This window comes from Empedobacter sp. UBA6745, assembly GCF_002453775.1.
Lineage (GTDB): Bacteria > Bacteroidota > Bacteroidia > Flavobacteriales > Weeksellaceae > Empedobacter > Empedobacter falsenii_C.
On sequence record NZ_DKHL01000008.1, the window covers coordinates 43,419 to 56,557 of the forward strand.

Sequence of the window (13,139 nt, forward strand, 5' to 3'; positions counted from 1 at the left end):
ATTTTAAGGTTTATTTAGAATATAACTCGACGATTAATTGCTCTTTAATATCTTCTGGAATTTGAACTCTTTCTGGAGCTTTTGTGAAAGTTCCTGATTTTTGTTCGTCGTTCCAAATTAACCAATCGTACTCGCTACGTGCGTGTAAAGAGTTTGTGATTGCAGTTAAAGATTTAGATTTTTCTCTAACAGCGATTACATCACCAGCTTTTAATTGGTAAGAAGGGATGTTCACGATTTCTCCGTTTACAGTTACGTGTTTGTGAGATACTAATTGACGTGCAGCACTACGTGAGTTTGCGATACCTAAACGGTAAACTACGTTATCTAAACGAGATTCACATAATTGTAATAATACTTCACCTGTAATTCCTTTAGAAGCATTTGCTTTTTTGTATAAGTTAGCAAATTGACGCTCTAAAATACCGTAAGTATATTTTGCTTTTTGTTTTTCAGTTAACTGAATAGCGTATTCTGATTTTTTAGCTCTTCTTTTGTTAGGTCCGTGTTGCCCTGGAGGATATTTCTTTTTCTCAAAAGATTTATCGTCACCGAAAATTGGTTGTCCAAATTTTCTTGCAATTTTAGTTTTTGGTCCTGTATATCTTGCCATGATTTGTTACTATTAAATATATTAAATAATTAAATTGAGAAAAATGATTATACTCTTCTCTTTTTAGGTGGACGACATCCATTGTGTGGTAATGGAGTAACATCAACGATTTCAGAAACCTCGATACCACCGTTATGAATTGTTCTAATAGCAGATTCACGACCTTGACCTGGTCCTTTCACGAATACTTTTACTCTTCTTAATCCTGCTTCGTATGCAACTGTTGTTGCATCTTGAGCAGCTACTTGAGCAGCGTAAGGAGTGTTCTTTTTAGATCCACGGAATCCCATTTTACCTGCTGAAGACCAAGAGATAACTTCACCGTTTTTGTTTGTTAAAGTAACGATAACGTTGTTAAACGATGCTTGAATATGAGCTTGTCCAGTAGCTTCAATAACTACTTTTCTTTTCTTTACTACTTTCTGATTTTTTGCCATGATCCTATTTATTATTTAGTGGCTTTTTTCTTGTTAGCAACTGTTTTCTTTTTACCTTTTCTTGTACGTGAGTTATTTTTTGTTCTTTGACCACGTAATGGTAAACCTAATCTGTGACGAATACCTCTTTGACATCCGATATCCATTAAACGTTTGATGTTTAATTGGATTTCTGATCTTAATTCACCTTCTACTTTGAAAGTTTCATTGATCGATGCACGGATTGCGTTGATTTCTTCATCAGTCCATTCGCTAACTTTTGTATCTTCTGAAATGTTATTTTCAGATAAGATTTTAGAAGCACTGCTTCTTCCGATCCCGTAAATGTATGTAAGTCCGATTACCCCTCTTTTGTTTTTAGGTAAATCTACACCTGAAATTCTTGCCATAATTCTAAATAATTAACCTTGTCTTTGTTTAAACTTAGGATTCTTTTTGTTGATCACATACAAACGTCCTTTACGACGCACAATTTTACAGTCAGCACTTCTCTTTTTAATGGATGCTCTAATTTTCATCTTTGTAAATTTATTTATAATCCGATAGAGTTAACGTATCTACATTAACTCTACCACCAGTCGTTATTATTTCTTTTAGTATCTGTAAGATATTCTACCTTTCGTTAAATCGTAAGGAGACATCTCTATTTTAACTCTATCACCTGGTAATAATTTGATATAGTGCATACGCATTTTACCAGATATGTTACATGTTACAACATGTCCATTTTCTAATTCGACACGGAACATTGCATTTGATAATGCTTCTGTAATCGTACCGTCTTGTTCAATATGTTTTTGTTTAGCCATAAATCTTTTTAATAAAATCTTATTAGATATCTCTTGAAGTTCTACCTGAAGACATTAAACCATCGTAACGGTGATTTAATAAATATGTATTAATTTGTTGTACAGTATCTAAGATAACTCCCACCATAATTAACATTGATGTACCTCCAAAGAACATTGCTAAGCTCTGTTCTACACCTAATAATTTTACAATCGCTGGCAAAACAGCAAGCAAAGTTAGTAAAATTGCTCCAGGTAACGTAATTTTTGATAAAATTTCGTCTAAAAAATTTGCAGTTTCTTTTCCAGGACGGATTCCAGGGATGATTCCTCCGTTACGTTTAAGATCTTCTGCCATTTGGTTTACTGGGATTGTGATTGCAGTATAGAAATATGTGAAGATAATAATTAGTAATCCGAAGATCAAATTGTATTCCCACGTAAATGGATCTGCCATTTTCGCGAAGAATGCTTTTACTGGACTTCCTTCGTCTAAGAAATAGTTTGCCAATGTTCCTGGTAAAAACATAATTGCTTGTGCGAAGATAATAGGCATTACACCTGCTGCATTTACTTTAAGTGGAATATATGAACGTACAGAGTCTGTAACTGATCTCATATATGAGCTACTTGAAGTTTGCGCTCTTCTTACATATTGTACTGGTACTTTACGCACCGCTGCAACAATCATAATACACATTGCAATAACTAGGATTAACCCTAACATTTCTATCAAGAAGAAAATACCGTTTGAAGGGTCTACTTCAAATGCATTAAATATTGCTTTTGGTAAGTCGGCTAGGATACCAACCATAATTAAGATTGAAATACCGTTACCTATACCTTTGTCAGTAATTTTTTCTCCCATCCACATGGCAAAGATTGTCCCTGTAATCAAAATGATTGTTGAAGGGAACCAGAACCAAAAGTTGGTTGGAGGAATTACATAGATAGCATATGATGAAGTTGGATCGTAAGGTAAAATTTGAGAAGTTACCAATGTAAGGTATGCTGGTGCTTGCACTAAACAAATCCCGATTGTCAACCATCTCGTAATTTGATTTACTTTGTTACGTCCGCTTTCTCCTTCTTTTTGTAGTTTTTGGATGTAAGGTACTGCTAATCCCATCAATTGTATAACAATCGAAGCAGAGATATAAGGCATAATTCCTAACGCAAATACGGAAGCTCTCTTAAAAGAACCTCCGGTAAAAGAGTTTAATAATCCTAAAATTCCTGAATTTGCATTTTCTTGGTCTGCAACAAAACGATTAACCTCGTTAATATCGACACCTGGAAGTGGAATATGAGAACCGAATCTATAAACCAACAATAGAAGGATAGTTACAAGTAACTTATCCTTCAATTCTTTTATGCTCCAGATATTTTTTATGGTCTGTATAAACCCTTTCATCTATAAAATATATTCTTAAGCGTTAACTAATTCTACTTTACCTCCTGCATTCACAATAGCTTCTTGAGCTGTTTGAGTGAATTTATCAGCAGTAACATTAACAGTTGCTTTTAACTCTCCACGACCTAAAATTTTCACTAAGTCATTTTTGTGAGCTAATCCTAACTGAACTAATGTTTCTTTGTTTAAAGTATCTGTAATTTTGTTGTTATCAACTAATTGTTGAATTGTATCTAAATTGATTCCAGTGTACTCAACTCTGTTGATGTTTTTGAAACCAAATTTAGGTAAACGTCTTTGTAAAGGCATTTGTCCACCTTCGAAACCGATTTTTCTTGAATAACCAGAACGAGATTTAGCACCTTTGTGTCCACGACCTGCTGTCAAACCGTTTCCACTACCTTCACCTCTACCTTTACGGAATTTATTTTGTACTGAACCAGCAGCTGGTTTTAAATTACTTAAATTCATTTTTAATAATTTTTAAAAGGTTAAAAGCGATTAAGCTCTTTCTACTACTACTAAGTGTGAGATTTTACGGATCATTCCTTCAATTTGAGGAGTTGATTCGTGCTCAACAACTTGATTCAACTTTTTCAAACCTAAAGCAACTAATGTAGCTTTTTGAGATTTATCACGGTTGATTGCACTACGTGTTTGTTTTACTCTTACTTTGCTCATTTTACTTTTTTTTAACCGTTGAATACTTTAGTTACAGAAATACCTCTTTGACGAGCAATAGTTTCTACAGAACGTAAGCTTAATAAAGCACGGAATGTAGCTTTTACTGCGTTGTGAGGGTTAGAAGAACCTTTTGATTTTGATAATACATCATGTACACCAACTGATTCTAATACCGCACGTACTGTACCACCTGCAATTACCCCTGTACCTTTAGATGCTGGACGGATGAATACTTGCGCACCACCGAAACGAGCTTCTTGTTCGTGAGGAATTGTGTTGTTAAATAATGGGATACGTACTAAGTTTTTCTTAGCATCTTCGATAGCTTTAGCGATTGCAGAAGCTACGTCTTTAGATTTCCCTAATCCGTAACCTACTACTCCGTTTCCGTCACCTACTACTACGATTGCAGAGAAACCAAATGCTCTACCTCCTTTTGTTACTTTAGTAACACGTTGTACTCCAACTAAACGATCTTTTAAATCTAAACCTGTTGGTTTTACTCTTTCTACGTTTTTAAATCCTAACATAATTTCTTTCTCTTTTTTAGAATTTTAATCCACCTTCTCTAGCTCCTTCAGCTAAAGCTTTGATTCTACCATGATACACGAAACCGTTACGATCAAAAACTACAGTTTCAATTCCTTTTGCAACAGCTTTAGCAGCTAATGCTTTACCAACTGATGCAGAAACTTCAGATTTTGTACCTTCTACAGCAACACCTTTTTCACGAGATGATGCAGAAGCTAAAGTTACTCCATTGTTATCGTCAATAATTTGAGCGTAAATTTCTTTGTTAGAACGGTAAACTGATAAACGAGGTTTAGTTTCTGTTCCAAAAATATTTCGACGCACGCGTCTTTTTATTTTTTGTCTTTTTTCTACTTTAGATAATGCCATTTTTCAATGATTTTTATGCAGATTTACCTGCTTTTCTTCTAATAATTTCTCCTACGTATTTAATTCCTTTTCCTTTGTAAGGCTCTGGCTTACGGTAAGAACGAATTTTCGCTACGATCATTCCTAATAATTGATTATCATGAGATGATAATGTAATAATAGGGTTTTTACCTTTTTCTGTTAAAGTTTCAACTTTAATTTCTGTAGGTAATTCAATAACGATATTGTGAGAGAAACCTAATGACAAATCTAATTTTTGTCCGTTGTTAGATGCTCTATAACCAACACCAACTAATTCTAATTGTTTTTTGAAACCTTCTGTTACACCAGTAATCATGTTATTGATTAATGAACGGTATAAACCATGTAAAGCTTTGTTATCTTTAGAATCGTTTGGACGAACTACAGTTAAAACTCCGTCTTCGATTGTTACATCAAATCCTTCTTTTAACTCTCTTGTCATTGTAATGTTGCTACCTTTTACAGTAACTACGTTATCTTTAAATTCAACAGTTGCTGCAGCAGGGATGTTGATATGTGCGTGTCCTATTCTTGACATAATTTCTTAATTTTTTAAAAGATTAATAAACAAAACATAAAACTTCACCACCTACATTCTCTTGACGAGCTTGTTTGTCTGTCATCACACCTTTAGAAGTTGAGATGATAGCAACACCTAAACCGTTTAATACACGAGGTAATTCTTTAGATCCTGCGTATTGACGTAAACCTGGAGTTGAAGCTCTCTTGATTTTACGGATAGCTGGCTCTTTAGTAACTTTGTCGTACTTTAAAGCGATTTTGATTGTTCCTTGAGGTTGATCTTGTCCTTCGAATTTGTAGTTCAAGATGTAACCTTGTTCAAATAAGATCTTAGTGATCTCTTTTTTAATTTTAGATGCAGGGATTTCCACTACTTTGTGTCCTGCCATCATTGCATTTCTAACACGAGTTAGAAAATCTGAAATTGGATCTGTATACATAAATAATTCTATAGTATAGCGCGTAAGCACTACTTTTAAAATTAAACTTTTACCAAAATGCACTATGCATTTGGGTTGCAAATATATTGCATATTTTTTAATTACAAACTATTAATCTAAATAATTTATTTTTAAAGCGCTAAGCCGTAGTCAAAAAGCTTGTTTGATGAGTTATTATTGAAATTCATTTGATAAAAAATTTATTCAAAACTCATTTTTAAAATCAATTTAGAAATAATCATCTAAAATTATGATTTGGAAACGTTACGTCCAATCACAATCATTTTTAATAAATAGATGACAAAACAAGATAAAGCCAAGGAAATGATTCCAAAGAATATTAATAAGCTTCCGGCAACTTCAAACTTCTTTTTAAAATAGAAATCCCAACTATCCAATAGTTTAACTTCTGAGGGAATAATTGTTTCAATAAAATCATCCGAATCATTTTTGAGTAAATAACTATTATCGCTTGTTTTGATATAATAGTCATTTTTGATTTGCTGAATTTCTTTAACATTTGGTAATTGTTCCTGATCAGTTTCTAAGAAACAATTGTCAGAAGAATCTATAAAACTTAATTTTACATTGTCATTCAGCGGAACATACCAATAATCTCCAATTCCCATATCAACATCTTTGATTGACGAAACAATTCCGCTACCAATAAGTGCAAAAAAATAAAAACTGTAACAAAATACAAAAGGCGATAAAAGAGCAAATACAATTTTTCGTTTCTTACGATTCTTAGAGAATGCACTAAATGTTGTAAATACAAAAGCTAAAATACTTGCTACAATAAAGATGAAAATCAAATGAAATAGGATAACAAATAGAGGTCCCATAAATATATTTTGTCTGATAATATGTTGTGTAAATATAGCTAAAGCATGCATTAATACACAAAAAAAATCCTTACTCAATAAAGAGTAAGGATTTAATATTTCTAAAGCTATTGGTAAATTACCAAGACGCTTTTTTAACACCTGGGATTAACCCTTCATTCGCCATTTCGCGGAAAGTTACACGAGAGATCCCGAAAGTTCTCATGTATCCTCTTGGACGACCTGTTAATTTACAACGGTTGTGTAAACGTACAGGAGAAGCGTTTTTAGGTAATTTTTGTAATGCTTCGTAGTCACCAGCTTCTAATAAAGCTTGACGTTTCGCAGCATATTTAGCAACTAATGCTTCTCTTTTGCGCTCACGCGCTTTCATTGATTCTTTAGCCATGACTTCTTATTTTTCTTTAGTAAATGGTAATCCGAATTTAGATAATAAAGCTTTTGCTTCTTTATCTGTGTTCGCTGAAGTTACAAAGGTAATATCTAAACCTTGAATTTTCTTGATTTTATCAATATTAATTTCTGGGAAGATAATTTGCTCTTTGATACCTAAGTTATAGTTACCTCTACCGTCGAAACCTGTAGAAGAAATACCGCTAAAATCACGTACACGTGGTAAAGCTGCAGATACTAAACGGTCTAAGAATTCGTACATTTTCTCACCACGTAAAGTTACTTTAGCCCCAATTGGCATTCCTTTACGTAATTTGAAAGCTGCTTCATCTTTCTTAGAAATTGTTCCTACTGCTTTTTGACCAGTGATTAATTCTAACTCTTCGATAGCGTAATCAACGATTTTTTTGTCAGCTGTAGCCGCACCTAAACCTTGAGATAAAACAATTTTCTCTAATTTAGGAACTTGCATAATAGATTTGTATCCGAACTCTTCTTTAAGAGCAGCTACAATCTCTTCTTTATATTTAACCTGCGGACGAGGTGTGTATGTTGTTGTACTCATCTTAGATAGCTTTTCCTGATTTTTTAGCAATTCTTACTTTTTTCCCTCCTTCTTCTTTGATCGCTACTTTCGTTGCTTTCCCAGTTTCTGGATCTACTAAAGCCAATTTACATAAATAGATTTGAGCTTCTTTTTCAACAACTCCACCTTGTGGATTTTGTGCGCTTGGCTTTACACGTTTTTTTGCAATATTAACCCCTTCAACGATAGCTTTAGCTTTGTCAGGGAATACGCGTAACACAGTACCAGTTTGACCTTTGTTAGATCCTGATAAAACGACTACTTTGTCTCCTTTTTTAATTTTTAACTTTGCCATGTTGTTCTATTATAATACCTCTGGGGCTAATGATACAATTTTCATATATTCTTTATCACGTAACTCACGAGCAACTGGACCGAATACACGAGTACCACGCATTTCTCCTTGAGTGTTCAATAATACACATGCATTATCGTCGAAACGGATATATGAACCGTCTTTTCTACGAACTTCTTTTTTAGTTCTAACTACAACAGCTTTTGATACAGCACCTTTTTTAACGTTTCCTGAAGGTGTAGCTTCTTTGATCGCAACTACGATTTTGTCACCTACTGATGCGTATCTTCTTTTAGTACCACCTAAAACGCGGATTACTAATGCTTCACGAGCTCCTGTGTTATCTGCAACTTTTAATCTAGATTCTTGTTGTAACATAACTTATCTTATTTAGCTCTTTCAATGATTTCTACTAATCTCCATCTTTTGTTTTTAGACAAAGGACGAGTCTCCATGATACGCACTGTGTCACCTTCGTTACACTCGTTATTTTCGTCGTGCGCTGTATATTTCTTCGTTTTTAAAACGAATTTCCCATAGAATGGGTGCTTTTGCTTCTTAGTTTCAGCTACAACAATGGTTTTTTCCATTTTGTTTGATGTAACTAAACCTACTCTTTCTTTTCTTAATTTTCTTTCCATCAGTTACAGATTACTGTTATGATTGTTTTTCGTTTAACACGGTATTCAAACGAGCAATTGTTCTACGTAAGTCTCTAATACCGATTGGATTTGCTACAGGAGAAACAGCGTTTGTCAATTTTAATTGATCGTAGTTCGCTTGTTCTTCAGCTATTTTAGCTTGTAACTCCTCAACACTTAGATTTCTAATATCTGCTGCTTTCATTTTTTCTTAATTTTTGAAATTATTAATTTTGGAAATCACGTGCAACGATAAACTTAGTCTTAACAGGTAACTTCTGAGCTGCTAAACGCAATGCTTCAGTTGCAACCTCTACTGGCACACCTCCTACTTCGAATAAGATACGACCTGGTTGTACAGGAGCTACCCAATATTCTGGTGCACCTTTACCTTTACCCATACGTACCTCTGCTGGTTTCTTAGTAATTGGTTTATCTGGAAATATTTTAATCCATAATTGACCCTCTCTCTTCATGAAACGAGTTGCAGCAATACGAGCTGCCTCGATTTGACGTGCTGTAATAAACGCTTCGTCTAAAGATTTGATCCCGAAAGTCCCGTAAGCTAATTGAGTTCCTCTGTGAGAAACACCTTTCATCTTACCTTTTTGGGTTTTTCTAAACTTTACTCTTCTCGGTGATAACATATCTACTTAATTCTTTATGTTAGTTGTTAAACTAAATTATCGCTTTCTATTATTAGATCTTTCACCTCCTTTTCTGTTGTTTTCAGATTTTTTCTGTTTTTTCTGTAATCCAACTAATGGAGATAATTCTCTCTTACCATATACCTCACCTTTCATGATCCATACTTTGATCCCTAAACGACCGTAAGTTGTATGAGCTTCTGAAATGTGGTAATCAATGTCTGCACGGAATGTAGACAAAGGAATACGTCCTTCTTTATAAGTTTCAGAACGTGCCATCTCTGCACCGTTTAAACGACCAGAGATTTGAACTTTGATTCCTTCTGCGTTCATTCTCATTGCTGATTGAATTGCCATTTTAATAGCACGACGGTAAGAAATACGATTCTCAATTTGACGAGCGATACTATCCCCTACTAAGATTGCATCTAATTCTGGTCTCTTAATTTCGAAGATGTTAATTTGAACCTCTTTACCAGTGATTTTCTTTAACTCTTCTTTTAATTTGTCAACTTCTTGTCCACCTTTACCAATAATGATACCTGGACGAGCAGTAGTTACAGTAACTGTAACCAATTTTAAAGTACGATCGATGTAAATACGAGAAACTCCGGCTTTAGACAAACGTGCTCTTAAATAAGTACGAATTTTTGCATCTTCTGCAATTTTATCACCGTAATCATTTCCACCGTACCAGTTAGAATCCCATCCTCTGATGATTCCTAAACGATTTCCGATTGGATTAGTTTTTTGTCCCATATTCTTAATCTTGTACTTTTTGTTTATCTTCTTTAGTTCCTAAAACCAAAGTTACATGGTTTGAACGTTTTCTGATTCTATGTGCTCTTCCTTGAGGTGCAGTACGAATTCTTTTTAATTGACGTGCACTATCAACAGAGATTTCTTTTACATATAATCCAGCTTCTTCAACATCAGCTCCTTCATTTTTGATTTGCCAGTTAGCGATAGCGCTTAATAACAATTTTTCTAAACGGATTGAAGCGTGGTTTTTAGTATATTTTAAAATACCTAAAGCTTTTTGAATTTCAACTCCACGGATAATATCTACTACTAATCTCATCTTACGAGGAGAAGTAGGAACATTATTTAATTTCGCAAAAGCTATCTGCTTGTTAGCTTCTTTGATTCTTTCGTTACTTAATCTTTTTCTAGATCCCATGGCCCTTTACTATTTTTTTCCTTTGTTTTTAGCTCCGGCATGACCTCTAAAAGTACGTGTAGGAGCGAACTCACCTAATTTATGACCTACCATGTTCTCAGTAACATAAACAGGAATAAATTGCTTTCCGTTGTGTACTGCGATTGTTTGACCAACAAAATCAGGAGAAATCATTGATGCTCTTGACCATGTTTTGATCACGTTTTTGCTACCGCTTTCTACGTTAGCAAGAACTTTCTTTTCTAATTTATAGTGGATGAATGGTCCTTTTTTTAATGAACGTGCCATAAATTATTTTTTTCTTCTTTCAACAATATATTTGTTAGACGCTTTCTTCTTGTCACGAGTTTTGTAACCTTTCGCTGGAATACCGTTACGAGAACGAGGGATACCTCCTGTCGCACGACCTTCACCACCACCCATTGGGTGATCTACAGGGTTCATAACCATTGGACGAGTTCTTGGACGACGACCTTGCCATCTAGAACGACCAGCTTTACCAGAAACTTCTAACTGATGGTCTGTGTTAGAAACAACACCTACTGTTGCTTTACACTCCACTAAAATCATTCTTGATTCACCACTTGGTAACTTAACGATAGCATATTTACCATCACGCGCAACTAATTGAGCATAAGTACCTGCACTTCTTGCCATAACCGCTCCTTGCCCTGGACGTAACTCAATACAAGAGATTACTGTACCTAATGGCATGTTTTTAAGCTTCATAGCATTACCTACTTCTGGTTCTACGTTTTCACCTGAAACAATTACTTGTCCAGCTTTCAAACCATTTTGAGCAATAATGTAACGTTTTTCACCATCTTCGTAAGATAATAAAGCGATGAATGCAGTTCTGTTTGGATCATATTGTACAGATTCTACAGTTGCAGCACCTTCTTTATCACGTTTGAAGTCGATGATACGATATTTTTGTTTGTGTCCACCACCGATATAACGCATTGTCATTTTACCAGTGTTGTTACGTCCACCCGATTTAGATTTTCCTTCAACTAATGTCTTCTCTGGCTTAGCATTTTTATCTACTGCCGCAAATTCATTAACCACTCTAAAACGTTGTCCCGGGGTGATAGGTTTTAATTTTCTTACTGACATTTTTTAATTCTTAAATTATCCGAACAACTCTATTTCTTGACCTTCAGCTAAGCTAACGATCGCTTTTTTCAACTTATTTGTTTTTCCAGTTTGAAAACCTGTTTTTGTGTAACGAGTTTTTACTTTTGGAGCAGATACTAAAGTGCTAACAGAAACTACAGATACACCGTAAGTTTTTTCTACAGCTTCTTTAATTTGAATTTTGTTAGCTTTTGTGTCTACATAAAACGAATATTGCCCTAACAACTCACTGTTATTAGTTGCTTTTTCTGAAATTACTGGTTTAATTATGATTCCCATTTTCTTCGTCTTATTTTGTTAAATTTTCTTGAACTGTTGCTAAAGAACCTTCTAAAAATACGATTTGAGAAGCATTGATTAAATCAAATACATTTAATTCCTCAGTTGTAACAACTTTAACTTTTTGTAAGTTACGAGAAGATAAATATACATTGCTATTAGATTCACCTAATACGAATAATGATTTTGTGTTCTCTAATCCTAAATCAGTTAAAACAGTTTTGAACTCTTTAGTTCTTGGTGCTTCGAAAGAAAAGTTTTCAACAACTTTGATTTCATTCTCAGCTAACTTTTGTGATAAAACTGATTTTTTAGCTAATCTCTTTTGTGCTTTGTTTAATTTGAAAGAGTAGTTTCTTGGACGTGGTCCGAAAACTCTACCTCCTCCTCTAAACACTGGAGATTTGATAGAACCAGCACGAGCTGTACCTGTTCCTTTTTGCTTTTTGATTTTACGAGTTGATCCCGCAATCTCAGCTCTTTCTTTTGCTTTGTGCGTTCCTTGGCGTTGAGCTGCTAAATATTGTTTAACTTCTAAGTACACTGTGTGTGTAGAAGGCTCAATTCCGAAAACTGCCTCGTCTAAAGATACTGTTCTTCCAGTTTCTTGACCTTTGATGTTTAATACTACTACTTCCATCTTCTAACGATTACGTATGAATTTTTAGGACCTGGGATAGCACCTTTAACAATTAAAAGATTTTTCTCAGTATCCACTTTAAGTACTTTTAAGTTCTGAACAGTAACTTGTTTACCACCCATTCTTCCAGCCATACGCATTCCTTTGAATACACGAGATGGATCTGAACCAGCACCGATAGAACCTGGAGCTCTTAAACGGTTATGTTGACCGTGTGTAGCTTGACCTACCCCACCGAAACCATGACGTTTAACAACACCTTGGAAACCTTTTCCTTTTGAAGTACCTGTAATACTTACAAATTCTCCTTCGTTGAATAATTCAACGTTAACTTCTCCTCCTAGAGTTAAAGAGTTCACGAATTCTTCACCGTAAAACTCAACTAACTTTCTCTTTGGAGTCGTTCCTGCTTTTTTAAAGTGACCTTTTAAAGCATTAGTCGTGTTTTTTTCTTTTGCGTCATCGAAACCAAGTTGAGCAGCAACGTACCCATCTTTCTCTACGGTTCTGACTTGAGTAACCACACATGGCCCAGCCTCTACGATTGTCACAGGAATATTTTTCCCGTTCTCATCAAATAAGCTAGTCATCGCGATTTTTTTACCAATGATACCTGACATTTGATTAAAATATGTTAATAATTTGTTTAATATTTCAGAGAATGTGGACTTTCGACC

Annotated in this window: 27 protein-coding genes; all 27 read right to left on the minus strand. The window is 34.5% G+C overall.

The window, feature by feature from the left end:
* Positions 1-10 precede the first annotated feature (10 nt).
* Entirely contained in the window at positions 11-613 is a 603-nt protein-coding gene (gene rpsD / locus B4H69_RS03310) for a 30S ribosomal protein S4 (RefSeq protein WP_114999018.1), read from the minus strand.
* A 47-nt stretch (positions 614-660) separates the two neighbouring features.
* Positions 661-1,050 (minus strand): 30S ribosomal protein S11, encoded by a 390-nt coding sequence (gene rpsK / locus B4H69_RS03315; protein WP_019974178.1) that lies wholly within the window; start codon positions 1,048-1,050, stop codon positions 661-663.
* Between the two features lie 11 nt (positions 1,051-1,061).
* Positions 1,062-1,439, minus strand: coding sequence for a 30S ribosomal protein S13 (gene rpsM / locus B4H69_RS03320; protein WP_125349692.1), 378 nt, complete (start codon positions 1,437-1,439; stop codon positions 1,062-1,064).
* 12 nt (positions 1,440-1,451) lie between these two features.
* Positions 1,452-1,568, minus strand: coding sequence for a type B 50S ribosomal protein L36 (ykgO, locus tag B4H69_RS03325; RefSeq protein ID WP_013598490.1), 117 nt, complete (start codon positions 1,566-1,568; stop codon positions 1,452-1,454).
* Positions 1,569-1,643: 75 nt separating this feature from the next.
* Positions 1,644-1,859, minus strand: a complete 216-nt coding sequence (gene infA / locus B4H69_RS03330) for a translation initiation factor IF-1 (RefSeq protein ID WP_019974180.1) — start codon at positions 1,857-1,859, stop codon at positions 1,644-1,646.
* Positions 1,860-1,881: 22 nt separating this feature from the next.
* The gene (gene secY / locus B4H69_RS03335) at positions 1,882-3,252 is read right to left on the minus strand and encodes a preprotein translocase subunit SecY (protein ID WP_038335544.1); all 1,371 of its coding nucleotides are present in this window, start codon (positions 3,250-3,252) and stop codon (positions 1,882-1,884) included.
* Between the two features lie 15 nt (positions 3,253-3,267).
* Positions 3,268-3,723 (minus strand): 50S ribosomal protein L15, encoded by a 456-nt coding sequence (gene rplO / locus B4H69_RS03340; protein ID WP_114999016.1) that lies wholly within the window; start codon positions 3,721-3,723, stop codon positions 3,268-3,270.
* A gap of 30 nt (positions 3,724-3,753) precedes the next feature.
* Entirely contained in the window at positions 3,754-3,933 is a 180-nt protein-coding gene (gene rpmD / locus B4H69_RS03345; RefSeq protein WP_038335538.1) for a 50S ribosomal protein L30, read from the minus strand.
* Positions 3,934-3,944: 11 nt separating this feature from the next.
* Positions 3,945-4,466 (minus strand): 30S ribosomal protein S5, encoded by a 522-nt coding sequence (rpsE, locus tag B4H69_RS03350; protein ID WP_114999014.1) that lies wholly within the window; start codon positions 4,464-4,466, stop codon positions 3,945-3,947.
* A gap of 16 nt (positions 4,467-4,482) precedes the next feature.
* Complete coding sequence (gene rplR / locus B4H69_RS03355; protein ID WP_180905910.1) at positions 4,483-4,836, minus strand: 50S ribosomal protein L18; 354 nt, start codon at positions 4,834-4,836, stop codon at positions 4,483-4,485.
* 13 nt (positions 4,837-4,849) lie between these two features.
* The gene (gene rplF, locus B4H69_RS03360) at positions 4,850-5,395 is read right to left on the minus strand and encodes a 50S ribosomal protein L6 (RefSeq protein WP_180905909.1); all 546 of its coding nucleotides are present in this window, start codon (positions 5,393-5,395) and stop codon (positions 4,850-4,852) included.
* A 22-nt stretch (positions 5,396-5,417) separates the two neighbouring features.
* Positions 5,418-5,819: a 30S ribosomal protein S8 gene (gene rpsH, locus B4H69_RS03365; RefSeq protein ID WP_019974187.1), complete on the minus strand. Its 402-nt coding sequence runs from the start codon at positions 5,817-5,819 to the stop codon at positions 5,418-5,420.
* Positions 5,820-6,067: 248 nt separating this feature from the next.
* Complete coding sequence (locus B4H69_RS03370; RefSeq protein WP_280045547.1) at positions 6,068-6,664, minus strand: hypothetical protein; 597 nt, start codon at positions 6,662-6,664, stop codon at positions 6,068-6,070.
* 118 nt (positions 6,665-6,782) lie between these two features.
* Positions 6,783-7,052, minus strand: coding sequence for a 30S ribosomal protein S14 (gene rpsN, locus B4H69_RS03375; protein WP_019974193.1), 270 nt, complete (start codon positions 7,050-7,052; stop codon positions 6,783-6,785).
* 6 nt (positions 7,053-7,058) lie between these two features.
* Positions 7,059-7,622, minus strand: a complete 564-nt coding sequence (rplE, locus tag B4H69_RS03380; RefSeq protein ID WP_038335516.1) for a 50S ribosomal protein L5 — start codon at positions 7,620-7,622, stop codon at positions 7,059-7,061.
* Between the two features lies 1 nt (position 7,623).
* The gene (gene rplX, locus B4H69_RS03385; protein WP_038335509.1) at positions 7,624-7,938 is read right to left on the minus strand and encodes a 50S ribosomal protein L24; all 315 of its coding nucleotides are present in this window, start codon (positions 7,936-7,938) and stop codon (positions 7,624-7,626) included.
* Between the two features lie 9 nt (positions 7,939-7,947).
* Positions 7,948-8,316, minus strand: coding sequence for a 50S ribosomal protein L14 (rplN, locus tag B4H69_RS03390; RefSeq protein ID WP_019974196.1), 369 nt, complete (start codon positions 8,314-8,316; stop codon positions 7,948-7,950).
* Positions 8,317-8,324: 8 nt separating this feature from the next.
* On the minus strand, positions 8,325-8,579 hold the full coding sequence (gene rpsQ, locus B4H69_RS03395; RefSeq protein ID WP_019974197.1) for a 30S ribosomal protein S17: 255 nt from the start codon (positions 8,577-8,579) through the stop codon (positions 8,325-8,327).
* A gap of 16 nt (positions 8,580-8,595) precedes the next feature.
* On the minus strand, positions 8,596-8,784 hold the full coding sequence (gene rpmC / locus B4H69_RS03400; RefSeq protein ID WP_038335494.1) for a 50S ribosomal protein L29: 189 nt from the start codon (positions 8,782-8,784) through the stop codon (positions 8,596-8,598).
* A gap of 22 nt (positions 8,785-8,806) precedes the next feature.
* The gene (gene rplP / locus B4H69_RS03405) at positions 8,807-9,226 is read right to left on the minus strand and encodes a 50S ribosomal protein L16 (protein ID WP_038335490.1); all 420 of its coding nucleotides are present in this window, start codon (positions 9,224-9,226) and stop codon (positions 8,807-8,809) included.
* Positions 9,227-9,262: 36 nt separating this feature from the next.
* On the minus strand, positions 9,263-9,985 hold the full coding sequence (rpsC, locus tag B4H69_RS03410) for a 30S ribosomal protein S3 (protein ID WP_135835269.1): 723 nt from the start codon (positions 9,983-9,985) through the stop codon (positions 9,263-9,265).
* A 4-nt stretch (positions 9,986-9,989) separates the two neighbouring features.
* Entirely contained in the window at positions 9,990-10,406 is a 417-nt protein-coding gene (rplV, locus tag B4H69_RS03415) for a 50S ribosomal protein L22 (RefSeq protein ID WP_125349696.1), read from the minus strand.
* 9 nt (positions 10,407-10,415) lie between these two features.
* Positions 10,416-10,694, minus strand: a complete 279-nt coding sequence (rpsS, locus tag B4H69_RS03420; RefSeq protein WP_019974202.1) for a 30S ribosomal protein S19 — start codon at positions 10,692-10,694, stop codon at positions 10,416-10,418.
* A 3-nt stretch (positions 10,695-10,697) separates the two neighbouring features.
* Entirely contained in the window at positions 10,698-11,522 is an 825-nt protein-coding gene (gene rplB / locus B4H69_RS03425) for a 50S ribosomal protein L2 (protein WP_038335472.1), read from the minus strand.
* Positions 11,523-11,537: 15 nt separating this feature from the next.
* Positions 11,538-11,822, minus strand: coding sequence for a 50S ribosomal protein L23 (gene rplW / locus B4H69_RS03430; RefSeq protein ID WP_038335466.1), 285 nt, complete (start codon positions 11,820-11,822; stop codon positions 11,538-11,540).
* A 10-nt stretch (positions 11,823-11,832) separates the two neighbouring features.
* Positions 11,833-12,462, minus strand: a complete 630-nt coding sequence (gene rplD / locus B4H69_RS03435; RefSeq protein ID WP_038335460.1) for a 50S ribosomal protein L4 — start codon at positions 12,460-12,462, stop codon at positions 11,833-11,835.
* On the minus strand, positions 12,453-13,082 hold the full coding sequence (rplC, locus tag B4H69_RS03440; RefSeq protein ID WP_038335606.1) for a 50S ribosomal protein L3: 630 nt from the start codon (positions 13,080-13,082) through the stop codon (positions 12,453-12,455). Before rplC ends, rplD begins: the two co-directional genes overlap by 10 nt.
* Positions 13,083-13,139 lie beyond the last annotated feature (57 nt).